This window comes from Mesorhizobium montanum, assembly GCF_033977145.1.
In the GTDB taxonomy this organism is placed as follows: Bacteria; Pseudomonadota; Alphaproteobacteria; order Rhizobiales; family Rhizobiaceae; genus Mesorhizobium; species Mesorhizobium montanum.
This window is the reverse complement of the sequence record NZ_JAVIJF010000022.1, coordinates 13,937-37,861: the sequence shown is the minus strand read 5'-3', so window position 1 is coordinate 37,861 and position 23,925 is coordinate 13,937. Positions and strand designations below refer to the sequence as shown.

General features: G+C 60.7%; 20 protein-coding genes, 1 pseudogene and 1 riboswitch. Of the genes and pseudogenes, 16 read left to right on the top strand and 5 right to left on the bottom strand.

The window, feature by feature from the left end; all coding sequences use genetic code 11:
* Window positions 1-121: 121 nt before the first annotated feature.
* The 7 genes from bioB (at window position 122) to RFM68_RS26285 (ending at window position 6,865) form a co-directional block, all read left to right on the top strand.
* Window positions 122-1,063, top strand: a complete 942-nt coding sequence (bioB, locus tag RFM68_RS26315) for a biotin synthase BioB (protein ID WP_320235937.1) — start codon at window positions 122-124, stop codon at window positions 1,061-1,063.
* Entirely contained in the window at window positions 1,060-2,208 is a 1,149-nt protein-coding gene (locus tag RFM68_RS26310) for an 8-amino-7-oxononanoate synthase (RefSeq protein ID WP_320235936.1), read from the top strand. Before bioB ends, RFM68_RS26310 begins: the two co-directional genes overlap by 4 nt.
* A 16-nt stretch (window positions 2,209-2,224) precedes the next feature.
* Entirely contained in the window at window positions 2,225-2,860 is a 636-nt protein-coding gene (gene bioD / locus RFM68_RS26305; protein WP_320236007.1) for a dethiobiotin synthase, read from the top strand.
* Window positions 2,860-4,125, top strand: a complete 1,266-nt coding sequence (locus RFM68_RS26300) for an adenosylmethionine--8-amino-7-oxononanoate transaminase (RefSeq protein ID WP_320236006.1) — start codon at window positions 2,860-2,862, stop codon at window positions 4,123-4,125. The genes bioD and RFM68_RS26300 overlap by 1 nt, the downstream gene beginning before the upstream one ends.
* Complete coding sequence (gene bioZ / locus RFM68_RS26295) at window positions 4,122-5,105, top strand: 3-oxopimeloyl-[acyl-carrier-protein] synthase BioZ (protein ID WP_320235935.1); 984 nt, start codon at window positions 4,122-4,124, stop codon at window positions 5,103-5,105. Before RFM68_RS26300 ends, bioZ begins: the two co-directional genes overlap by 4 nt.
* A gap of 66 nt (window positions 5,106-5,171) precedes the next feature.
* Window positions 5,172-5,624: an aspartate 1-decarboxylase gene (gene panD, locus RFM68_RS26290; RefSeq protein ID WP_320235934.1), complete on the top strand. Its 453-nt coding sequence runs from the start codon at window positions 5,172-5,174 to the stop codon at window positions 5,622-5,624.
* A 203-nt stretch (window positions 5,625-5,827) separates the two neighbouring features.
* Window positions 5,828-6,865, top strand: coding sequence for an MBL fold metallo-hydrolase (locus RFM68_RS26285; protein ID WP_320235933.1), 1,038 nt, complete (start codon window positions 5,828-5,830; stop codon window positions 6,863-6,865).
* A 39-nt stretch (window positions 6,866-6,904) separates the two neighbouring features.
* Here RFM68_RS26285 and groL read toward each other — a convergent pair whose 3' ends face one another.
* On the bottom strand, window positions 6,905-8,536 hold the full coding sequence (gene groL, locus RFM68_RS26280; RefSeq protein WP_320235932.1) for a chaperonin GroEL: 1,632 nt from the start codon (window positions 8,534-8,536) through the stop codon (window positions 6,905-6,907).
* A 57-nt stretch (window positions 8,537-8,593) separates the two neighbouring features.
* Window positions 8,594-8,908: a co-chaperone GroES gene (groES, locus tag RFM68_RS26275; RefSeq protein WP_128372672.1), complete on the bottom strand. Its 315-nt coding sequence runs from the start codon at window positions 8,906-8,908 to the stop codon at window positions 8,594-8,596.
* Window positions 8,909-10,504: 1,596 nt separating this feature from the next.
* Between groES and RFM68_RS26270 the strand changes: the two genes are divergently transcribed.
* Window positions 10,505-11,446, top strand: coding sequence for an omptin family outer membrane protease (locus tag RFM68_RS26270; protein WP_320235931.1), 942 nt, complete (start codon window positions 10,505-10,507; stop codon window positions 11,444-11,446).
* A gap of 274 nt (window positions 11,447-11,720) precedes the next feature.
* Here RFM68_RS26270 and RFM68_RS26265 read toward each other — a convergent pair whose 3' ends face one another.
* A complete protein-coding gene (locus RFM68_RS26265) occupies window positions 11,721-11,939 on the bottom strand; it encodes a hypothetical protein (protein WP_320235929.1) in 219 nt (72 codons plus the stop codon).
* 564 nt (window positions 11,940-12,503) lie between these two features.
* On the opposite strand from RFM68_RS26265, the gene RFM68_RS26260 reads away from it, so the two are divergent.
* Both RFM68_RS26260 and RFM68_RS26255 read left to right on the top strand, forming a co-directional pair.
* Window positions 12,504-13,658, top strand: a complete 1,155-nt coding sequence (locus RFM68_RS26260) for a porin (protein WP_320235928.1) — start codon at window positions 12,504-12,506, stop codon at window positions 13,656-13,658.
* 720 nt (window positions 13,659-14,378) lie between these two features.
* Window positions 14,379-15,923 (top strand): Fic family protein, encoded by a 1,545-nt coding sequence (locus RFM68_RS26255; protein WP_320235927.1) that lies wholly within the window; start codon window positions 14,379-14,381, stop codon window positions 15,921-15,923.
* A gap of 492 nt (window positions 15,924-16,415) precedes the next feature.
* On the opposite strand, the gene RFM68_RS26250 is transcribed toward RFM68_RS26255, so the two are convergent.
* Window positions 16,416-17,003 (bottom strand): hypothetical protein, encoded by a 588-nt coding sequence (locus RFM68_RS26250; RefSeq protein WP_320235926.1) that lies wholly within the window; start codon window positions 17,001-17,003, stop codon window positions 16,416-16,418.
* Between the two features lie 431 nt (window positions 17,004-17,434).
* A pseudogene (locus RFM68_RS26245) lies at window positions 17,435-17,678 on the bottom strand (transposase); the annotation flags it as partial.
* Between the two features lie 128 nt (window positions 17,679-17,806).
* Window positions 17,807-17,922: riboswitch (TPP riboswitch) on the top strand.
* A gap of 104 nt (window positions 17,923-18,026) precedes the next feature.
* Here RFM68_RS26245 and thiC point away from each other — a divergent pair.
* The 6 genes from thiC to RFM68_RS26215 are packed head-to-tail and all read left to right on the top strand — an operon-like array spanning window position 18,027 to window position 23,191.
* Complete coding sequence (thiC, locus tag RFM68_RS26240; RefSeq protein ID WP_320235925.1) at window positions 18,027-19,871, top strand: phosphomethylpyrimidine synthase ThiC; 1,845 nt, start codon at window positions 18,027-18,029, stop codon at window positions 19,869-19,871.
* A gap of 3 nt (window positions 19,872-19,874) precedes the next feature.
* A complete protein-coding gene (gene thiO, locus RFM68_RS26235; protein WP_320235924.1) occupies window positions 19,875-20,897 on the top strand; it encodes a glycine oxidase ThiO in 1,023 nt (340 codons plus the stop codon).
* A complete protein-coding gene (gene thiS / locus RFM68_RS26230) occupies window positions 20,866-21,063 on the top strand; it encodes a sulfur carrier protein ThiS (protein WP_320235923.1) in 198 nt (65 codons plus the stop codon). The genes thiO and thiS overlap by 32 nt, the downstream gene beginning before the upstream one ends.
* Window positions 21,064-21,066: 3 nt before the next feature.
* Window positions 21,067-21,840, top strand: coding sequence for a thiazole synthase (locus RFM68_RS26225; RefSeq protein ID WP_320235922.1), 774 nt, complete (start codon window positions 21,067-21,069; stop codon window positions 21,838-21,840).
* Window positions 21,837-22,442 carry a thiamine phosphate synthase gene (locus RFM68_RS26220; RefSeq protein WP_320235921.1) on the top strand — a complete coding sequence of 202 codons (606 nt, stop codon included), beginning with the start codon at window positions 21,837-21,839 and terminating at the stop codon, window positions 22,440-22,442. The genes RFM68_RS26225 and RFM68_RS26220 overlap by 4 nt, the downstream gene beginning before the upstream one ends.
* On the top strand, window positions 22,433-23,191 hold the full coding sequence (locus RFM68_RS26215; protein WP_320235920.1) for a hydroxymethylpyrimidine/phosphomethylpyrimidine kinase: 759 nt from the start codon (window positions 22,433-22,435) through the stop codon (window positions 23,189-23,191). Before RFM68_RS26220 ends, RFM68_RS26215 begins: the two co-directional genes overlap by 10 nt.
* Window positions 23,192-23,925 lie beyond the last annotated feature (734 nt).

The window sequence follows — 23,925 nt, the reverse complement described above, 5'->3', positions numbered from 1 at the left end:
TCGAAGCGGCATGAATCAGACGAAGAAGCCAGGACAACGCAAAGTGCTAGGAAACAGGACGGATATGCACGACACCAATCCGACTAACACGATGCCACGGACGCAATGCGCTGATGGCGGGATGTGGACCCTAGAGAAGGCTCGGGCACTGCACGACGCACCTTTCAACAATCTGCTCTTCCTAGCGCAGACCGTTCACCGCCAGAATTTCGATCCTAACAGGGTCCAGCTCAGCCGGTTGCTCAACATCAAGACAGGCGGCTGCCCGGAGGATTGCGGCTATTGCAGCCAGTCCGCGCATCACCAGTCGGGCCTCAAGGCCTCGAAGCTGATGGAGGTCGAGCGCGTCATCGCCGAGGCCAGGAAGGCGCGTGACGCGGGCGCCACGCGCTATTGCATGGGCGCCGCTTGGCGCAGCCCCAAGCCGCGCGACATGGAGGCGGTAGTCGCCATGGTCGAGGGCGTGAAGGCTCTCGGCATGGAGACTTGCATGACACTCGGCATGCTCGATCTCGAACAGGCCGCTCGATTGAAGCAGGCGGGGCTCGACTACTACAACCACAACATCGACACGTCGGAGCGCTACTACGGCGAGGTCATCAGCACGCGCAGCTTTGCCGATCGGCTGGATACGCTCGAGAACGTTCGCCAATCCGGCATCAAGGTCTGCTGCGGCGGGATTGTTGGAATGGGCGAAGAGCCGGTGGACCGCATCGACATGCTGGTGACTTTAGCCAATCTGCCTGAGCATCCAGAAAGCGTTCCGATCAACATGCTCATCCCTATCGCTGGCACCCCACTTGCCGACGCCAGCCCTATCGAGCCGATCGAGTTCGTGCGCATGATCGCGCTCGCCCGCATCATGATGCCGAAATCGCATGTCCGCCTTTCGGCCGGCCGTACCGCCATGACCGACGAGATGCAGGCGCTGTGCTTTTTTGCCGGCGCCAATTCGATCTTCGTCGGCGATACGCTGCTGACGGCGGACAACCCCGGCGAGGACAAGGATACGCTGCTGTTTAGGCGTCTCGGCATCGAGCCGATGGAACTGGAGGCGCAGTGAACGAGGCACTGTTTGCCCGCTACGAGGCGACCTTGCAGGGACTGGCGCGCAAGGGCCGGCTGCGGCGGCTTGCGCCGCGCGCCGGCCTCGACTTTTCATCGAACGACTATCTCGGGCTTGCCGCCTGCAAGAGGCTTGGCGATGCGGTTGCTGCCGCGATTGCACGCGGCACGCCGGTCGGCGCAACAGGATCGCGGCTGCTGCGCGGCAACGCGCCGGAGCACGAGGAACTGGAAGCTTACGCTGCGGCGTTTTTCGGGGCCGAGCGCGCGCTTTTCTTCGGCGGCGGTTACATCGCCAATTTCGCTATTCTGACGGCGCTGCCGCAGAAGGGCGACCTACTCGTCCTCGACGAGCTCGCCCATGCCAGCATGCACGAGGGTGCGCGCGCCGGGCGCGCGGAGTTCGTTCTGGCTGCGCACAACGACGTCGACGCGATTGAGGATCAGATCGCGCGCTGGCGCGCTGAAGGCGGCATGGGACGCGTCTGGATCGCGGTCGAAAGCCTCTACAGCATGGGTGGGGACTGCGCGCCTTTGGAGAGCCTTGTGGCGCTCGCCGAACGGCACGAGGCGTTCATCATTGTCGACGAGGCGCACGCCACCGGGGTGTGGGGACCGGATGGCTGCGGCCTTGCCGTCGCTTTCGAGGGCCGCGACAACATCCTCGCGCTCCACACATGCGGCAAGGCGCTCGGCGCCTCAGGAGCGCTCGTCACAGGCCCAAGAACGCTGTGCGACTATCTCGTCAACCGCTCCCGACCATTCATTTACGCCACCGCGCCGTCGCCGCTGATGGCGGTTGCTGCGCGTGAAGCGCTCGCCATGCTCGCCGACGAGCCAATGCGCCGTATTCAACTGCATGAGCGCATTGCCTTGGCGGGCCGCCAATTGGCAGAGCGCTGCGGCATAAAGCCCAGCGGAACGCAGATCCAACCAGTGGTCATCGGCGACAACCGGCGCACCATGGCGGTGGCGGCGGCACTGCAGGCCCGCGGCTTCGATATACGCGGCATTCGTCCGCCGACTGTGCCGGAAGGGACTTCGCGCCTGCGCATATCGCTGACGCTCAACGTCGATCAAGCCGCCATATCCGCCATGACCGATGCGCTTGTCGAGGCGTTGGTCCAGAATGACCAAAGGTGACATGACCCGAAGCGACATCAGCAGAGGCATAGTCATCACCGGAACGGATACCGGCATCGGCAAGACGGTGTTTTCGGCGGGCCTCGCCGGCCTGCTCGACGGCTTCTACTGGAAACCGGTGCAATCGGGCCTCGACGAGGAGACGGACAGCGAGACTGTTACCCGGCTTTCCGGCCTGCCGGCCGGGCGCGTGCTGCCCGAAGTCTATCGTCTGAAGACGCCGCTGTCGCCGCATCGTTCGGCCGAAATAGATGGCGTCGCAATCGAGGCGGCAAAGCTCTCGCTGCCGGACTTGCCAGGCCCGCTCATCATCGAAGGCGCTGGCGGAGTGATGGTGCCGCTCAATCGGCAGACAAGATTCATCGACATATTCCGGGAATGGCAACTGCCGGTCATTCTTTGCGCGCGCACCGCGCTCGGCACCATCAATCATACATTGTTGTCGATCGAGGCGCTCAGGGCCCGTGCCATCCCGCTCATCGGCGTGGCCTTCATCGGCGAGGAAATGGCGGACAGCCAAAGGACGATCACGGAATTTGCCAATGTGCGGCAGCTTGGCAGGCTGCCGTACCTTGATCCGCTGACATCTAAAACCTTGAGGGAAGCGATGGTTTCAGGCTTCGATCTCTCGCCGATTGCACGGGGTCAATGATGTCGCTATCCCGCGTCTGGCACCCTTTCACCCAGCACGCGCTCGAGCCGGCGATCCCTCAAATTGTCCGGACTGAAGGCGCTTATCTCCACAAGGCCGATGGCACCCGCATCCTCGACGCCATTTCGTCCTGGTGGGTCGTCACCCATGGCCATCGCCATCCGCGCATCGTCAAGGCGATGGAGACGACTCTTGCCACCCTCGACCAGATCATCTTCGCCGGCTTCACGCACGAGCCGGCCGAGCGCCTCGCCAAAGCCTTGGTGAATCTCGCGCCGCCGGGACTCGACTGGGTGTTTTATTCCGACAGCGGCTCAACCGCGGTCGAGGTCGCGCTGAAGATGGCGCTCGGCTATTTCCGCAATATCGGCGCGCCGCGCTCGCGCATCGTCGTCATGGAGCACAGCTACCATGGCGACACGATCGGCGCGATGAGCGTCGGCGCCCGCGGTGTGTTCAACGCCGCCTACGAGCCCTTGCTGTTCGAAGTCGACACAATCCCCTTCCCGGCCGTGGGACGCGAGCAGGAAACCCTGGATCGGTTCGAGGTCGTCTCTCGCGACCGGCGCGCAGCTGCGCTGATTGTCGAACCGCTGGTGCTCGGCGCCGGCGGCATGCTGATGTATCCGGCCTGGGTTTTGGCTGAATTTAAGAAGATCGCCGAGACTTCGGGCACGCTCTTGATCGCCGACGAAGTGATGACCGGCTGGGGACGCACCGGAACCATGTTCGCCTGCGAGCGGGCGAATATCTCGCCCGACATCCTTTGCACCTCGAAGGGCCTGACCGGCGGCACCATTCCGCTCGCCGCCACGCTGGCGACCGACGCCATCTTCCAGGCCCATTATTCGGTCGACCGGAAGAAGACCTTCTTTCATTCGAGCTCCTATACGGCCAATCCGATTGCCTGCGCGGCCGCACTGGCCAACGTCGAGATTTGGCACGACGAGCCCGTTATCGAACGGATCGCGGCCCTGGGCGCGCTGCAGGCCGCTGGCCTTCGGCGCTTTCACGACAATCCTTGCTTCACCGACTGCCGGATTACCGGCACGATCGCGGCGCTCGATTTGGGTACCGCATCCCCCGGCTATCTGGCCGAGCTCGGCCCAAAGCTGCGGGCATTCTTCCTCGAGCAGGGATTGCTGGTGCGCCCGCTCGGCAACGTCCTCTATCTTCTCCCGCCCTATAGCGTAACCGGCGCCGAGCTCGATCGGCTTTATGACGCCATCGAGGAGGCCGGCGAACGCTTCGGATCGAAACCATGAGCAGGTCGTCGCGCATCCTCGGGCTTGGCCACCATGTGCCTGGGCGCAAGGTTGAGAACGCCGAGATCGAGAACAATCTCGGCCTCGAGCCAGGCTGGATCGAACGGCGCACCGGAATTCGCTCGCGCTTGTGGGCGACTGACGAAGACACGCTTTCGGGCCTTGCCGCGCGAGCCGGCGACATGGCGCTGGCAAATGCCTGTATCGACCGCGCCGACATCGGTCTTCTGTTGCTCGCTACGTCCACTCCGGATCACCTTCTGCCGCCGAGCGCGCCACTGGTCGCGCATCGGCTCGGCCTCGGCCGCGCTGGCGCCATCGACCTGACCGGCGCCTGCGCCGGTTTCATCTATGCGCTGATGTTCGCCGACGGGTTCACCCGCCTGCACGGCAGACCCGCCCTTGTCATTGCCGCCAACATTCTGAGCCGCCGCATCAACCCGGCCGAGCGCGCCAGCGCCGTGCTGTTTGCTGATGCCGCCGGCGCGGTCGTGATCGGTCCCAGCGAGGATGCCGAACGGGGCATTCTTGGCGCCTCGGTGGATTCGGACGGTTCGCGCTACGGATTGATCCAGATCCCCGCCGGCGGCAGCAACAGACCGTTCCACGATGGTCTCGACATCGAGCAGACCCGGATGACGATCGTCGACGGCCGCGAAGTGTTCGCCAAGGCCGTGGAGATGATGACGACATGTTCAAGGGAAGCGCTCGCCATAGCTCGAATGCGGCCGCAAGACATCGACCGGTTCGTCCCGCATCAAGCCAACGCCCGCATTTTCGATGCCGTCGGCCGAAACCTCGGCATTGCGGACCAAGCAGTCGTCAAGAGGATCGCCGAATACGGTAACTCTTCGGCCGCAACGATCCCGCTCTCGTTGTCGCTCGCCAATCGGACGCAGCCACTGCAACCGGGCGAAAAAATCCTTCTGGCGGCGGCGGGTGCCGGTCTCAGCGGCGGGGCGCTCGTGGTTGGAATTTAGCCGCGCGGCGGCCGCCGACAAGACACCAAGACTGTTCATGCGAGACGAAAATAGGACAACAGACCAATGCGAAAAATAGTCGCCGGCAAGCTTCACGGCATCCACGTCACCGAAGCAAATCTCAACTACCATGGGTCGATAACGCTCGACCCAGACCACTGTGAGGCAGCCGGGATCCTGCCGATGGAATTCGTCGAGATATGGAACAAGAATTCCGGCGCGCGGATTTCGACCTATGTCATCCTCGGCGAGCGCGGATCACGATGCTGCATCCTCAATGGTGCTGCCGCCCGCACCTGCCAGCCTGGCGACCCGATCATCGTCTGCAACGCCATCTACCTGAACGAAGCGCATATCACAGCGCTGAAGCCGCGGATCGTCACGTTCGACCAGGATAACCACATACGCGAGCGCCTGAGCTACTCGGTCGACCTCGACGCATCTGGCCGTTACAGTTTCTCGATCCATGATGAGGCCAATGAGGCTTTGGCGATTCCTGCGCTTGTTTCCCGGGCGTGACTTGTCCCTGACGCACGCGTGAGCCGATGCGCCGTCCCCGTCCCCGTCCACGACGTAGTGTCTTGACCCGCCGTGAGGAGGCTATGACGAACCTCGAGGCCATCCTAGTCGGCGAGCGCTGAGGTTGCGGCGCCTCGGGGTAGCGGTAGGGCCGCATGACAGGCCGCAAAAAAAGATCGCGACCAGATGATATGGAGCAAGTCATGATCTTCCGTCAGCTGTTCGATTCCGTTTCGAGCACCTATTCCTATTTGCTTGCCAGTCGCCAAGGCGGCGAGGCACTGATCATCGATCCGGTTCTGGACAAGGTCGACCGCTATCTCCGGCTCGTGCGTGAGCTCGACCTGAGGCTGGTCAAGGCGGTGGACACGCATCTCCATGCCGACCACATCACCGGCCTAGGCGCGCTGCGCGACAAGACGCAATGCATCACGGTGATGGGCGAGCAGACCAAGGCCGACGTCGTGTCGATGCGGCTTGCCGACGGCGACAGGCTGACCATCGAGGGGCTGGCGCTCGACGTCGTCTACACGCCCGGCCACACCGACGATTCCTACAGCTTCGCCCTGCCCGACCGGGTGTTCACTGGCGACACACTGCTGATCCGCGGCACCGGCCGCACCGACTTCCCGAATGGCGATGCGCGACACCAGTATGAATCGATCTTCGGCCGCCTGCTCAAGCTGCCGGACTCCACGCTGGTCTATCCGGCGCACGACTACAGGGGCGACACTGTCTCGACCATAGGCGAGGAGAAGGCCTTCAATCCGCGCCTGCAGGTGAGGTCGGTCGAGGAGTATGTCGAGATCATGAACAATCTGAAGCTCGCCAATCCGAAAATGATGGATTTCGCCGTGCCCGCCAATATGAAGGTCGGGCTGCACCAGGACGAGATCGCGCGGCGCGGCTGGGCGGCCAATGCCAACGAAGCGTTGGCGCTGGCCGGTAAGCCGGATGTCGCGCTGATTGACCTGCGCGAGCGCTCCGAGCGCGAACGCCAGGGCATTATTCCGGGGGCGCTGCATGTGCCTTACCCGAGGCTGCAAGAAAGCATCGCTCCCGGCGGCGTGTTGCACGAGCTCGTCCGTTCGACCGGCAAGCGGCTTGTGCTTTACTGCGCCTTCGGCGAGCGTTCGGCCATGGCGGTGCAGGCCGCCCAGGATGAGGGCCTCACATCAGCCTGCCACATCGAGGGCGGAATCGATGCCTGGAAGAGGGCGAATGGACCATTGGTAAGGTAGCTCCGCCCTCTCCCACGACAAGAAAGAAAGCGGGGCTCGTCAGAAATCCATGCCGCCGCCGCCCGGCATCGCCGGGGCGGGAATTTCCTTCTTCGGCTTCTCGGCCACCATCGCCTCAGTGGTGACGAGCAGGCCGGCTACGGAAGCGGCGTCCTGCAGCGCCGTGCGCACGACCTTGGCGGGGTCGATCACGCCTTGGCCGAAGAGATCGCCAAATTCGTTGGTCTGGGCGTTCCAGCCATAGCCGAACTCAGGTTTCTCGCGAACCCTGCCAACGATAATGGAGCCTTCCGCCCCGCTGTTTTCGGCGATCTGGCGAGCGGGAGCCTCGATGGCGCGCCGCACAATCTCGACACCGGTCCTCTGGTCGGGGTTGTCGAGAACGACATGGTCGAGCGCCCTTGCTGCCCTGAGTAGTGCAACACCGCCACCCGGCAAGACACCTTCCTCGACCGCCGCGCGAGTGGCGTGCAGCGCGTCGTCAACGCGGTCTTTACGCTCCTTGACCTCGACTTCGGTCGAGCCTCCGACGCGGATCACCGCGACGCCACCGGCGAGTTTGGCCAGGCGCTCCTGCAGCTTCTCGCGGTCATAGTCGGAAGTGGTCTCCTCGATCTGGGCCCTAATTTGAGCAACGCGGCCGTTGATTTCGTCCTTATGGCCGGCACCGTCGACAATGGTGGTGTTTTCCTTCTCTATCTCCACCTTGCGAGCGCGGCCGAGCATTTCCAGCGTCACATTCTCGAGCTTGACGCCGAGATCCTCGCTGATCGCCGTGCCGCCGGTCAGGACGGCGATATCCTCCAGCATCGCCTTGCGGCGGTCGCCGAAGCCGGGGGCCTTGACGGCGGCCACCTTCAGTCCGCCGCGCAGCTTGTTGACCACCAAGGTCGCGAGCGCCTCGCCCTCGACATCCTCTGCGATGATCAGCAGGGGCTTCGCCGACTGAACCACCGCCTCCAGCACCGGGAGCAGGGCTTGCAGATTGCCGAGCTTCTTCTCGTGGATCAGCACGTAGGGCTCTTCGAGCTCGACGCGCATCCTGTCCTGATTGGTGATGAAGTAGGGCGAGAGGTAGCCGCGGTCGAACTGCATGCCTTCGACAATTTCGAGCTCAGTCTCGGCAGTCTTGGCTTCCTCGACGGTGATAACGCCTTCGTTGCCGACCTTCTCCATTGCCTCCGCGAGGAAGCGGCCGATCTCGGCATCGCCATTGGCCGAAATGGTGCCGACCTGGGCGATCTCGTCGTTCTTTGTCACCTTGCGGGCGTTAGCCTTCAGATTGGCGACGATCGTTTCCACCGCCTTGTCGATGCCGCGCTTCAAATCCATCGGGTTCATGCCGGCCGCGACTGCCTTGGCGCCCTCGGTCACGATCGACTGCGCCAGCACCGTGGCGGTCGTGGTGCCGTCGCCGGCGATGTCGCTGGTCTTGGACGCGACCTCGCGCACCATCTGCGCCCCCATGTTTTCGAATTTGTCCTCGAGCTCGATCTCCTTGGCGACGGTGACGCCGTCCTTGGTGATACGCGGGGCGCCGAACGACTTGTCGATGACGACGTTGCGGCCCTTCGGGCCGAGCGTCACCTTCACCGCATTGGCGAGAATGTCGACGCCGCGCAGCATGCGCTCGCGGGCATCAGAATGAAATTTCACTTCCTTGGCAGCCATTCGTTCACTCCTGTGAATAGGCAGTTCTTGTTGAGTGTTTGTGTCACGCGGTTTCGGTCACGCGGCTTGCCTGGCCGAGGCCGAAACCTCGATCACACCCAGGATGTCGCTTTCCTTCATGATGAGCAGGTCCTCGCCGTCGAGCTTGATTTCGGTGCCGGACCACTTGCCGAACAGGATGCGGTCGTCGACCTTCACGTCGAGGGGGGTGAGCTTGCCGCTCTCGTCGCGAGCGCCTGGGCCGACGGCGATGACTTCGCCTTCCTGCGGCTTTTCCTTGGCCGTGTCGGGGATGATGATGCCGCCGGCCGTCTTTTCGTCGGCCTCGATGCGACGGACGAGTACGCGGTCGTGCAATGGACGGAACTTCATATCGTTCTCCTTTAGGACAAACAGATTGCGAGAGCCTCCCCGGATCCGGACCTCAGGGCCAGAAAGGGGTTCGCGCGACTTTTGCGGCATCGCGCGCGCATGCCGAACTGGTTATTGCTCCTTTCACGTTTCAAGAGGTGGAGTGACTCGGGAGAATTTCCGAACGCCATGGCCCCTGTGATTTCCCAAAGTGACGCTTGTGATTTCCCAACGCGGGGCTTGAGCTTTGTCGCGTAAGCGCGAGACCAGGGTTCGGGCCGGCACCATGCTAAGCACTGCGCAAAAGGGTGTTTGGCGCGTATTGCGTCTGGCATAGTTGTCAGATGCACGTCACTTCAGGCAGGCTGGAGAACTTGCGGCAAGTAATTGACGAAGACGCATCCGCTTTCCCATTTAACAGAGGGAGTGCCTTCTGGCGGCTGCACGGATACGTCTTGGCACCCCTGCGAGCATCAATACTTAGCACATCGTTGGTTTCTTTTATGTCCAATGCGAACGCCAACGTCGATGCCATAAGCAAAGCTGCTGTCGTTATGATGCTTGTCATTTGTCTTGCTCCATTCCTAAAGAAGAATGTTCATTTTCGTGCCTTTCGAATAAATCGAATCGAGCACGCATTTTTTTTTATAATGTCTTCATATTTTGTATAACGTCTTCACATGTTAACAGGCAGAGAGCAAACGTCATGCCAGATGCAGCGGTGGCTTAAATTTCAATCAGTTACCAATTCTCCACGCCTTGTGGGTAAAGCGGCGTCGCTATTTTGTCGAATTCCTTGCAGGAATTTGAAGGGAACCGGTCGTTCTTTCACAAATTAGCGGTCGGGACGCCTGGGCGAGATGCCTCGTTGCACGTTCGCGAGCCGGAAGTCACGGTTGGCGACGCGAGTGGCAACAGCCATGCGCAAGCATGGCATCCGACGTGGACTGATGTGGATCAAGACAAAGCCAACGGGCGATCCCGCCGCGCTCGAATAATCGGAACCAGAAACCTGACCCGGCCGACACCCCACCAGTCAGACCCGACAACGAGCCGGCGCCGCTGGTCGCGCCCAGCGACGTTTCACAGCGGGGACGCCCGGATTCACGAGAGGGGCTTCCGCGCCGTGGCCCGACCTCGGGAAGTCTGCCTGCGTGGCATTCGCGAATCGGTCGAACAGACGGACTTTGAAGGTCACGAGCTCCTCAGAAATTGAAGAGCTTTCATGCCGCAACCCTCTCACCGACAATTTGCGACAGGATGCCTTGGCATTGTGCGAGGCGCGACAAATATCGGACATGCCGCGATCGATCGGCGTGCCTCTAATGAGTTCTTTCTTTGGCACGCATGTTGCTGCGAGTGTCGCTAAACGCATCTCGCGCAGAGTGTTTCAATGTTCGCACCATGCTGTCTGCTGGGATCAGGCTGACCGTAAGACCTCCCGACCCAGAAGAAGCAAGCGGCCGCACTGCAAGAAATAGCCAGGCCAAAGGCTGCAAGGCACTTTGCCACGGATGATCCTCTTGCCTGGAGACCAACTCTGCAGTCGGTCCAACCTGGCCAATTTCTGGATGTCCGCGCCAGAACCCGAAAATCAACACAAAGGAGAATCTGCCTATGCGGCGAGTGCTTTTAACATATGTCGCGCTTTGCGATCTGTCGGCGGGCGCCGCCGCTGCCGACACCCCGGTGGTCGCCGAGCCGGCGGCAGTCGCCAGCGCGGTGTCCCCGGTCTTTTCGCTCGAGGGCGGGCTACGCTACTGGTACAGTAGCGGCGAAGCATCGAAGGAACTTTACAACACCAACGGCGCGGTGATGGTGTCGCGGCTCACATACAACGATCTCGGTGCCCTATCGGGCGAAATCTTCCTCAACGCGACCCACAATCCGACTGGCATCTTCGTCAAGGGCTTCCTCAGTGCGGCCGGGATCGCCCAGGGTTCTCTCACCGACGAGGATTTCCTGAAACAACCCTATTCGAGGACGTTGTCCGATCAGCACAGCGGTCGCATCACGTATTTCACCGCCGACCTCGGATATAATTTCTGGAACACGCCGCGTTACCGCATCGGTGCTTATGTAGGATATAATTTCTGGAACGAGAGCTACCACGCCGTCCGTTGCGCGCAGCAGGCGGCCAACCCGCGGATTTGCGTCCCAGCCATTACGACCAATATGGGCGGCGTCAGCCAGGATAATGATTGGCATTCGCTGCAACTCGGCCTGGCCGGGCAGACGCAACTCACCGAACGACTCAGCCTTTCCGGTGACGTCGCGGTGCTGTTCACGCGGCTTGACGGCAAAGATCAGCACCATCTGCGCCCAGAGATCAATCCGCAACCTGAAGACGGCAACGGGCATGGCGTCCAACTCGAGGCAATGTTGAACTACAAAGTCACGGATTTGTTCAACATCGGCGTCGGCGCCCGCTACTGGCGCGCGGGAGCTGCTGGCGCCGCTCATTTCGACGAGACGCCGGGCGGTGGTAGGCCGCAGATCCTGCATTGGGAGATTGAACGCTACGGCGTGTTCGGGCAGGCGAGCATCAAGTTCAACTGAGAAAGCACCGCCAGCACCAAGTTGCCGTTGGAACCAATCACAGTCCTGAGAGAAGCTGCATGATCGGACTCGGCCAACTACCACAACATGGCTGAATCTCGCGAGCGGGTACGGCACCCGTGAGACTCGCGCGCAACGCATACCCCAATCACCGTAGCCGGACGAAGGATTATATCACCTAAGCAGCACGCCATGCTCTGCGAAGTCAAAGGTGGTCGACACGTTGGCAGCACCCGTTCTCGGGCGTCCGCAGTCGTGTTGGTTGCCGTCGCACCTAGGCCTCGTTAGGGGGAGCTCGGTCGAGAAAAGCATCGAATGCGACAGCAACCGCGCGAATCGCGAAGCGATGCTGCCGCCGTATGTGAACAAGACCGTTCTCGAAGTCCACTATCTCGTCCTTGGCCAAAATCGCCAAGCGTTCAGTTGAATCGAGAAAACAGAAATGACGCTTACGTGGCCATGCTGCAAGGATCACATGCCCAGTCTCGCTCATGACTTATTTCAGCGTCGTGCGGCACCCGCCTGACGTACCGAGCGGTGCCGCCGCATGATGTCTCAATATCGAGGCTCACAACAAACAAAAGCTGTCGCCTTTGAACGCAACCTGTCGCGTATCGAACACGCGAACCATTCAAAACCCTGGCGTTTCGTGCGCGGCTTGATCTCAAGCCAAAATGAAAAGGAAGCGCGAACCAAGGTCCGCCGGCACACTTGAGTGTCAGCCACAGCTGCGTCGCCAGGATGGCACGTCACTTGCGTATGCAACTGTGGAAGTCGTTGTGAGGGTCTCCCCACAACTGGCGGAAATAACTTTGGCGGTTGGCTCAAAAAGGGGGAATTCACAGTGCTGTATTGCAGCAATTCACATATTTATAAATGCCCCTATCTTTTGATAATATCATTTAGCTTCATCGCCTTTGTTCTTGAACCGTTGTCATGACGGGTTCGTCGCGCTGCGAAAGGCGCAGCGCATTGCGCCTCATTTTTAGATCGCGGGGATAAGCGAAGGGTCCGCTCTTCGACGTCCTTCCTCTTTTATATGTTTGACGGAGATCAAATGAACTTCACGAGTCTTCTTCTCGGCTCAGCTGCGACCCTGATTGCCGTTTCCGATGCCCGCGCCGTCGACGCCGAGCCAGACGCGGGCGAATACGTCAAGATCTGCGACGTCTATGGCGCAGGCTTCTTCTATATTCCAGGCACCGAAACCTGCCTGCGCATCGGCGGCTATGTCCGCTATGACATCGCCTTGGGTGACGTCGGCTCGTTGGATGGGGCAAAGGCAACCGACCACGTGGGCGGCAGCACCAATGCAACCTGGAAGAAGAATGCCCGCTTCACAGTGAAGACCTGGACGAACCGGGAAACCGAGTTGGGCACGTTGAAGACCTACACCGAAACCCGCATGAACTTTGGTAACCGCAACGATTATTCGGATCCGGGCAGTCCTCAAAACTATGCCTCCAATAGAGACCTCAGCCTGACTTTCGCCTGGATCCAGCTTGGCAACCTTCGAATTGGCAAGGACTGGTCGGCCTTCGACATGTTTATTGGCTATCCCGGCAACGTGCTCAATCCGATGCTCGTTCCCTACGGTGATTTCGAAACCAACGTCATCCAGTACTACTTTGACGCCGGTGATGGCTTTTCGGCCGTGGTCTCGCTTGAAGAAGGCGAAGGCGTGGCCGGCTCCGTCGATAGCTACGTTCCGCACGTGGTCGGCGGCCTGAAATACACACAACAGTGGGGCGCGATCACCGGTGTTGCCGCTTATGATAGCAACTACGGATCGGTGGCCGGCAAAATCCGCGTCGAGGTCAATGTCACCAACGAGCTGTCGCTATTCGGAATGTTCGGCTACGGCTCCAATGGCAAGCTCAGCGATGATTCCGCTAACGCAATCGACGCTCACGGCCGCGGCTTCTACAAAACTTGGGGCGGCAACTGGGCTTTCTGGGCTGGCGCCACTTACCAGTTCAACGAGACAACTGTGTTCAACCTTCAGGTCTCGGGTGATCAGCTCAAGAACTATGGTGTCGCCATGAACGTCGCCTATACGCTCATTCCAGATTTCACGGTAACAGCCGAGGTCGACTATGACCACTGCGGCGACTTCGGCGTCGGCATGGTGAACCCTTCCAACGTGAACTGGACTAACGCCGACAAAAACGACAGCGTCGGCGGCATTCTGCGTTTCCAACGCTCGTTTTAACGGATGAAGAGTTGCATCCAGGCAATTGAGCGGGGATCAATCCCGCAACACTCTAAGAGAGCATCGCATGGAAGAGAGACGAGATTGGAAGCCTCGATCACAGGCCGGATGACGTTCGAGATCCGGACATGGGCGAATGTGCAGGCGACATTCATGCTCGGGCGCTCATAGCTGCGGCACGCATGAGCCTGTTTCGGTCCTGCAAGGAAGTCCTGGGTTCGCCGTCGGCTCAGATACAACGTCGTTGGACGCGGCCGAGCAGCGGCTTCATCACCGATCCGCCGCATGGCGGCGTTCGACCGTGGGGAATCCCGACGCGTCCAGCATTACTGAGACCGAGTTGCCGTGAGCGACTACCCAGACAAGCACCGCCCTCGTAGCCCAGTTCCTTGAGGCGATGGCGGTTTCTCCCGCCGGTCCAGGCAATGGGTCGCGAGGTGACCGTTTGTCGATGACGATTTCACGATCCCGCAAATGCGGCGCCGAAACGGGATTGACGTTACTCATCGCGGCGGTCGTTTCGCTCCGACAATGACGTTCGGCCGCTGCCACCTGTGTTGAGACGGCCAGTCGTCGCCCGAGTAGGCGGAAATCTTTGAGCGAGACACTCAGCAGAATCCGTTTTCGGCAAAGTGTGGCTTGCAGCATCAATTTTCAGGGAATAGGTTATAGACTTCTAGACTGCTAGTCGCTTTGGACAAGAAGGGGACCCCAATTTTCGTGGCAGCGGCGCAGCAGAACCAATTTTCAGGCCCTGTTATCGTTTTTCAGGAAATTCGGCTTCCCGAGACGGCGACGCCGGCCGGCTACAGCGCCTTGATCGGAGCCTACGATCTCGCCGTGCCCTTGCCGCGAACGTTGTCCGCCACCGGCCAGCATCATCGCATCAGCGAACGGAATGGCTGGCGGATCATGACGCCCCGCCATGCTCCACATGCAACCCTCGAAGGCCACCTGACCTTCGCGCTTAAGTACGAAGGGCTCGACCTTGCCGTCCTCAAGCGGCTCTTCCAGGTGACCGGTCCCGCGCCGATCGAGGCGCTGGTCCGTGAAAGCCCGAGCGGCAGTTATGCCCGCCGGATCTGGTTTTTATATGAATGGCTGACAGGCGCCCGTCTCGATCTCCCAGATGCTGATGCCGGACGCTATGTTCCGGTCCTCGATCCCGAGATGCAGTGGTCCGGACCCGAGAAAACCGTCTCGCGCTACCGCGTAAAGGAAAATCTCCCCGGTACGCCTGAGTTCTGCCCTCTGGTATTCCGCACCAAGACGCTCGAAAAATTCATCGACCTTGAGCTGCCGCGACGCGCGGAGGCAATCGTAGCGGACGTGCCGCGCGACCTCCTTGCTCGGACCGCCGCCTTTCTTTTGCTCAAAGACTCCCGATCAAGCTACGCGATCGAGGGCGAGCGCCCGCCGGAAGATCGCATCCAACGCTGGGGCCGCGCTATCGCCGAAGCTGGTCGGCAACCGATTGATCGCGATGAGCTGCTTCGACTGCAAAGAATTGTCCTCGGCGATGCCCGATTCGTTAGACTTGGCTTTCGAAAGGAGGGAGGCTTCGTCGGTGAGCATGACAGGGAGAATCGCATGCCCCTGCCCGATCACATCAGCGCTCGGCCTGAGGACCTGCCGCGGCTGATTGATGGGATGGAGGCCTTCGATCAAGGCCCCGCGCAAAACCTTGATGCAGTCATCGCCGCCGCTATCCTTGCCTTCGGCTTTGTCTACATCCATCCATTCGAGGACGGAAACGGCCGTATTCACCGCTATCTAATCCATCACATCCTTGCCACGCACGGATTCAATCCGCCGGGAATTGTGTTTCCCGTCTCGGCCGCGATCCTGGACCAGCTAGACGAGTACCGGCGCGTGCTCGAGAGCTATTCCCGGCGCCTTCTGCCATTGGTCCACTGGGAAGCGACGCCGCAATTCAACGTCCGGGTACTGAATGACACCGGGGATTTCTACCGCTTCTTTGATGCAACCCCGCACGCCGAATTCCTCTATGCCTGCGTTCAGCGAACCATCGAACGGGATCTTCCCAACGAAACCGCGTTTCTGAAGCGCTACGATCAGTTCCGGCAACAGGTGGATGCCTTTATCGACATGCCCGAGCGGCTGATCGATCTGCTCTTCCGTTTCCTCCACCAGAATGGCGGCCAGCTATCGAACCGCGCCCGCCAAAAGGAATTCGCCGCGCTGACTAATGATGAGGCAAGGCAGATCGAAGCGATCTACGCGCAAACCTTTGGTGCCGATTAACGGCGTGATCATCGCAAGAATCGAACTTTCAGCTCGGTGATTTGACAGTCTTCCGGCATTATTTAGCTCACACCTAAAAAGAATCGGGTCAACGAATGGCGTACGTATGGTGCGGTATGGGTGAGCCGCACGTCATATCCGCACTGGTAGCAAATCGTGCTGAACTGGCGGGTGCAGCTCTCACATCTGGTAAAGCCAAGGCCGAAGCGATCGGCGCCCAGATCGCACACGTTGACGCAGTGCTGTTCCTGTTCGGATATCGCGGCGATCCGCGCGACATCAAGCCCAAGGGCAAGCACTCTATATCTTCAAGCGGCGGGAGCTGCCGCGCCTCATGGCGCAAGTCGGACCGCAAGGAACCAACCGGGAAATCGCCCTGCGCGTCATCGAGGCGAAGGGATGGGATGCCGGCGACCGCACTTTGGTCGCTAAGGTGGCGAGTGCCATAAGAAGTTCCAAGAATTGGGACCGTCGCCGAAGAATGAACGCCCTTTAATTGGCTGCGCCGCCCCTGTTCGGTCGCAAATACATAGCCTTCAATATCAGATAGAGCCCCTTTCGGTCGACGGCACCGCCCAATAGGTAATTGAGCAAATCGTGGCGCATATCGGCCGTCATCGGTTGGCGGTATGGGATGGCTCGGTCCGTACGATTTCTTTCGAACCAATTAATAATTAGGAGGCAAAAATCGAGCGCAAGGATAGATTCCCTCCCGTCGATTAGGTCCTGCCTAGCGGTGGCTTTCTGCTCGTCGCTTCCTTTGAAATCGTACGGCACGTCCTCATTATATTCGTGGTCGAAGAAATTGCCCAAGAAGGGCTCTGAATTCAGATTAAAAAGGAGCAGGGCACAAATTTTTACGTGAGACAGCCGCGTCGTTTTTTCAGAGGTTTCCTCTGAAAGCCATTGCTGGTTGTCGGCCACCCACTGAGCGTGAATCTGCTTTGTGACGTTCGGAATGAAATGGGCTTCGAGTCCATGCACTTTGAAATTGGCGTAACAGAACTCGCGGAAAGCGTAGTTGAAAGATTCGTAGTCGGCGAGCCATTCATCCAACTTCTTTTCATCGAACGGAATCATACAGGCGAGAACTCCAAGCCCCAAAGCAAGAGGGCGAAGGTTGGTAAACCTTCGCCCTCTAAAAGGAAATAAAAAAACGGGGTTACGCGGCGGTTTTCACCGTCTCGTTTACCAATTCGACGGTAGACACATACCCGAGGGTTTTGTCAGGATCCGATTTGATAACGGCGCGACCATTTTCGTACAGCTTTTTAAATCTGGAAATGTCGCGCGGAAGGGCGCACCGTTCAGCGCTCTTCGGCAAGCCTCTCTCTGGCATCATCGTTCTCCCGGTCCTGTCCCTGGCTTGGGCCGTCTGTCGTGGCGGCGCCATACAAGCAACGCACATATTTGTCAATTTTCGGCAAATATGCAACGTGCATTTAGACGCATTTAAAATGCGTCGACCGTCATTTGGTTGCCGTTTAGACGATTTTCGATGCGAAAAGCGATTAAATTTTGTCCACGCTTCGCTGCCAATATCCAGTCCACACTCGGCTGATTGGGTGATTAAGCGAGGCGTTGGCGACGGCGAGATACTGCTCGCCATTGCTTACAACGGCGGTTGTCCTCACGCCATGCCATCTCTGCTGCGTAGGCATGAAGATAGCGACCGCTGACTTGATGATGGGTGCCGATCTCAGCGCGGCGCAGGCGGGAGAAGAAGCTTTCGGCCTAATTGGCGCAAGCGTCCCCGTGCTGGTCTCGGGCGCGCGATCTGTCGCCGCCATGTGCGCGAACTTTTCCGCCCGTTTGATCAGCAGCCGATCAGCGCCGCGGCCTGAAGGCGCTTGACAAGATAGCGGCGGCCCGGTCAATTCGAAAGCATTCACCAGGGGAGTCCCGGCAAGGGGCTGAGATACTGCTGGCTTTGCGGCGCAGTGACCCGTTGAACCTGATCCAGTTCATACTGGCGTAGGGACGGTGCAAGCGCTTGTGGGCGTTCATGCCCGAAGACCTGTCTCAAGCAGGCCTACCAAAAGCGTCTTTTCATCCTTCCGGCACCGAACTGGGTCTCCAATGCAACGAGCAAAGGAGCCTCAAATGAATGCCTTGACCCTGACCGTATCGACTGGACCGCTGCCGGCCTCGCGGAAGATCCACAAATTCGGCGTCCTCCATCCGCAGATCAGGGTGCCCATGCGCGAGATCGCGGTCCATCCGACTGCCGGCGAGCCGCCGGTGACGGTCTACGACCCGTCAGGCCCCTATACCGACCCCGCGATCGAAACCGATATCGAAAAGGGTCTTGCCCGCCTTCGTCAGGACTGGATCGCGGCGCGCGGCGATGTCGAAGCCTATGACGGCCGCCATGTGAGGCCGGAGGACAACGGATTTGCGACCGGCGAACGGCTGACGCCGGAATTTCCGATCCGCAATCGCCCCCTGCGGGCGAAAGCCGGCAAGGCGGTGACCCAGCTTGCCTATGCGCGCGCCGGCATCATCACGCCCGAGATGGAGTTCGTCGCGATCCGCGAGAATCTGGGCCGCGAGGCCCTGCGCGGCAAGCTTGAGCGCGACGGAGAAGCCTTCGGCGCGGCAATCCCCGACTTCGTGACGCCGGAATTCGTGCGCGACGAAGTGGCGCGCGGACGGGCGATCATTCCCGCCAACATCAATCATCCCGAGAGCGAGCCGATGATCATCGGCCGCAATTTCCTGGTCAAGATCAACGCCAATATCGGCAACTCCGCCGTCACCTCGTCGATGGCCGAAGAGGTCGAGAAGATGGTGTGGGCGATCCGCTGGGGCGCCGACACGGTGATGGACCTGTCGACGGGCCGCAACATCCACAACATCCGCGAATGGATCGTGCGCAATGCGCCGGTGCCGATCGGCACGGTGCCGCTTTACCAGGCGCTGGAAAAGGTCGGCGGCATCGCGGAAGACCTGACCTGGGAGGTCTACCGCGACACGCTGATCGAGCAGGCCGAGCAGGGCGTCGACTATTTCACCATCCACGCCGGCGTGCGGCTGCACTATATCCCGCTGACCGTCGACCGGGTCACGGGCATTGTCTCGCGCGGCGGCTCGATCATGGCCAAATGGTGCCTGCACCATCACCGGGAGAGCTTCCTCTACGAACACTTCGCCGAGATCTGCGACATTTGTCGCGTCTACGACGTGTCCTTCTCGCTCGGCGACGGGCTTCGTCCGGGCTCGATCGCCGACGCCAACGACGCCGCGCAGTTCGCCGAGCTGGAAACGCTAGGCGAGCTGACTCAGATCGCCTGGGCCAAGGACTGCCAGGTGATGATCGAGGGGCCCGGTCATGTGCCGATGCACAAGATCAAGCAGAACATGGACAAGCAGCTCGCCGTCTGCGGCGAGGCGCCGTTCTATACGCTGGGGCCGCTGACGACCGACATCGCGCCGGGCTACGATCACATCACCTCCGGCATAGGTGCTGCCATGATCGGCTGGTTTGGCACGGCAATGCTCTGCTACGTCACGCCGAAGGAACATCTCGGCCTGCCCGACCGCAATGACGTCAAGACCGGCGTGATCACCTACAAGATCGCCGCGCATGCAGCCGATCTCGCCAAGGGCCACCCTGCGGCGAAGGTCAGGGACAATGCGCTTTCCCGCGCGCGGTTCGAGTTCCGCTGGGAAGACCAGTTCAACCTGTCGCTCGACCCCGAAACGGCGCGCTCGTTCCACGACGAAACCTTGCCCAAGGAGGCGCACAAGCTGGCGCATTTCTGCTCGATGTGCGGGCCGAAATTCTGCTCCATGCGCATTTCCCACGACATCCGCGCCGAAGCCCAGAAGGAGGGGATGGCGGCCATGGCGGAGAAATATCGCGCAGGCGGCGATCTCTATATGCCCGTCGAAACGCCCGAGGCGGAAAAACAGGCTTTGGCGCAGAAAGATCAGGAGACGCGCTGAGCCATGCGCAGCGTCCTTGTCAAGGGCGCCGGTGTGGCAGGCCTCACCGTCGCCCATGAATTGGCCGCGCGGGGTGCGTCGGTCACAGTTGCCGAAATTCGGAGCCAGATAGGCGGCAATGCCTCCTGGCTCGCCGGCGGCATGCTCGCCCCTTGGTGCGAACGCGAAAGCGCTGAAGAGCCGGTTGTCACGCTCGGCAAGGTTTCGGCCGACTGGTGGGAAAGGACACTGCCCGGGCTCGTGAGAAGGGCCGGCACTCTCGTCGTCGCCCATGCGCGCGACGCCTCCGAGCTCGCGCGTTTTGCGGCTCGTACGCGCAATTGCGAGTCCGTCGACGAAGAAGCGATTGCCGCCCTCGAGCCCGATCTTGCCGGCCGCTTCCGCCAGGGCTTGTTCTTTGCCGGTGAAGCTCATCTCGATCCCCGTCGGGCTCTCGAAGCCCTCGTCGATAAGCTGCGCGCGATGGGCGTCGTCTTCCTTTTCGAGGCGGGCGAGATGGCCCTTTCCGACTTCGATCAGGTGATCGACTGTACGGGCATCGCGCGGGCCGACGACGATCTGCGCGGCGTGCGCGGCGAAATGCTGCTCCTCCGCACGCGTGATGTCTCGCTCGCGCGGCCCGTGCGTCTCCTCCATCCGCGTCATCCGATCTATATCGTGCCGCGAGCCGATCATCACTTCATGGTCGGGTCGACCATGATCGAAAGCGACCACGATGGGCCGATCACCGCCCGCTCGCTGATGGAGCTCCTCAATGCGGCCTATGCACTCCATCCGGCGTTCAGCGAGGCCGAAATCGTCGAGACAGGAGTGGGCGTGCGCCCTGCCTATCCCGACAATCTGCCGCTGGTGAAGTGTTGGAAGGACGGCACGATCACGGTCAATGGCCTCTACCGGCACGGTTTCCTGCTTTCACCGGCCATGGCCGAGCAGGCTGCCGGCCTTCTCTTCAATTCATCTGCCGGCAATTCATCTGCCGGCCTGGAGTCTGAAAATGAAGCTGATCGTCAATGGCGAAGCGCTTGAGGTCGAGGCGACGACGCTCGCCGCCCTTTTGAAGGAACTCGACTATGAGGGCGGCTGGCTCGCCACCGCGCTGAACGGCGATGTCGTGCCCGCGGCCGAACGGACGGAATTCCGGTTGAGCGATGGCGACCGGATCGAAATCCTGTCGCCCATGCAGGGAGGCTAGCCGATGTTCGATCTTCTCGGGACAAAGCTTGCCTCGCGCCTGCTGCTGGGCACCGCCCAATATCCTTCGCCGGCGATCCTTGCCGAAGCGGTCAAGGCGTCGGGCACCTCGGTGGTCACCGTTTCGCTGCGCCGGGAAATGGCCGGCGGCAGGGGCGGCGAGCAATTCTGGTCGCTGATCCGCTCGCTCGGGGTGAGGGTGCTGCCCAATACCGCCGGCTGCCATTCCGTCAAGGAAGCCGTGACGACCGCGAAGATGGCGCGAGAGGTCTTCGGCACGCCGTGGATCAAGCTCGAAGTGATCGGCAACCACGACACGCTGCAGCCCGATGTATTTGGCCTTGTCGAGGCGGCACGCATCCTGTGCGAGGACGGCTTCAGCGTATTCCCCTACACTACCGACGACCTCGTCGTCGCCGAGCGGCTGCTCGAGGCGGGCTGCAAGGTGCTGATGCCGTGGTGCGCCCCGATCGGTTCGGCGCTCGGACCGATCAACATCATGGCGCTGCGCTCGATGCGAGGAAATCTCCCCGACGTGCCGTTGATCGTCGATGCTGGACTCGGACGGCCGTCGCATGCGGCAACAGTGATGGAACTCGGCTTTGACGCCGTGCTCCTCAACACGGCGGTCGCCAAGGCTGCCGACCCGGTGGGCATGGCGCGCGCTTTCAGCAAGGCGGTCGATGCCGGCCGCGAAGCCTATGCTTCGGGACTGCTCGAGCCGCGCGACGTCGCCGTGCCATCGACGCCTACATTGGGCAGGGCGGTTTTTTCATGAAGCTCGATCCCTTCTATCTGATCGTCGACAGCGCCGCCTGGATCGAACGGCTTGTGCCGCTCGGCGTCAGGCTGGTGCAACTCCGCATCAAGAATATGGACGAGGACGGGCTGCGCGCGGAAATCCGCAAAGCGAAAGCCTTGTGCGCCCGGCATCATTGCCAGCTCATCGTCAACGATCATTGGCGCCTCGCCATCGAGGAGGGCTGCGACTTCGTCCACCTCGGCCACGAGGATCTGCGGACCGCAAACCTCCCCGAGATACAGGCGGCCGGCATCAGGCTTGGACTGAGCACCCATGATCATGCCGAACTGGAGACGGCCATGGCAGCCGACCCCGACTACGTCGCGCTGGGTCCGGTCTATCCGACCATCCTGAAGACCATGAAATGGGCGCCGCAGGGGCTCGAGAGGCTTCGCGCCTGGAAGGACGCCGTCGCACCCATTCCGCTGGTCGCCATCGGCGGTCTCAATCCCGAGCGGCTTGATGGTGTTTTCGAGGCCGGAGCCGACAGCGCCGCGGTGGTGACGGACATAACGCTGAACCAAGATCCCGAAGCGCGCACCGCGCAATGGATCGAAAAGACGGAGCAATGGCGCTGAGTCAAAACGTGAATGTGCTTGTCGTTGGCGGATCGGATTCCAGCGGGGGTGCCGGAATTGCGCGCGATATCGAGACGATCTCTTCAATAGGCCTGCGCACTTGCGTTACTGTCACCGCGGTAACGGTGCAGACGCACCACGCTGTCGGGGACATCCGTCACATGCCACCCGGCCTGGTGGCCGATCAAATGCGGGCGGCGTTGCAGGCCAACGCGGTGGCGGCCATCAAAATCGGCATGCTCGCAACTGCGCAGATCATCGCTGCCGTAGCCGCCGTGCTGCGCGAAAATCCACAGATACCGGCAATCCTCGATCCGGTGCTGGCTTCCTCGTCGGGCAGGCAACTGCTGGAACCGGGTGCGATCGACGTCATGAAGCGTGATCTCATGCCGCTTTGCCGCCTGGTCACGCCCAACCTCATTGAACTGGCGGTGCTGACCGGCTCGGAATTGGCCGCGGGCGACGATGATGCGCTGCGGCAGGAAAGGCGATTGCTTGCGGAAGGGCCGCAGGCGCTGCTCGTCAAGGGCGGCCACGCGGAGGGGCCGAGGTCCACAGATATCCTGTTGAGCCGCGGCCGGGAACCCATCCGCTTCGACATGCCCAGGCTTGCCGGATCGATGCGCGGCACTGGCTGTATCCTGGCCAGCGCGATAGCGGCGTATCTGGCAATCGGGGATTCCATTGAGAAAGCCGTGCTCCAGGCCAAGCTCCTAGTCTTCGAAAAGATTTCGAAGAACCCCATGTGAGGATCGGGCTCGCGATAGTCGCCCGTGCTTCGCCTCGAAGGATCATGTTCGCCGGCCGGTGCCCCATGACGAAAGCATCTGGATCCTGACCGCTTTTGTGGCTCTGGTCCGTGGATTGGTGATTTCGGTTCAGCCGACAATAAGCGGCGGGGAGCTCGATGTGTAGTTCCCGAGTGGGATGGTTCATCGTCAAACCCGAGCCGTCAGCATGAGGATGCCCTATGGCAAGTGTTCTTCACGGCAGCGCTCGTAAGTCGCCGCGTCTTCGAGCCGAGCGCAATTGCTGTCCTAAACGATGCAAAAGTGGCGGCGATCCTTGAGGCTCGCAGAATATGAGCAAGGCGGCGATCGCATTTGAGCTGCTTTGCTGACAGCGAGTGTGCGGACCCTCCTGAACACAGATGGCCACGCTCCAGAGCTTTCAATCGACCCATATCCTGTATGATGCCGCCAGCCGCTTTCTCGTCGGCCTCGCTGACCAGGATACTGTCAGACGGAACTTCATGTTTCCCCTCTACATCGCGCGCCAATAGCGGCCCGCTCGGGACTGGCCCCCTTCGTCAGCATCGCGCGCCAATGCCGACTTAGTTTTGCTCATTTCCTGTATCAAGAGGTGGACTCATTGATCAATCCCGATGACGCGACCAACCCGAAGTCGGCAATCTCCTGTCTTCGAAGGATCTTGGGGATCAGTTCACATTTGGGCGACGACTGCGCAGACCTGCAGAGAGAGG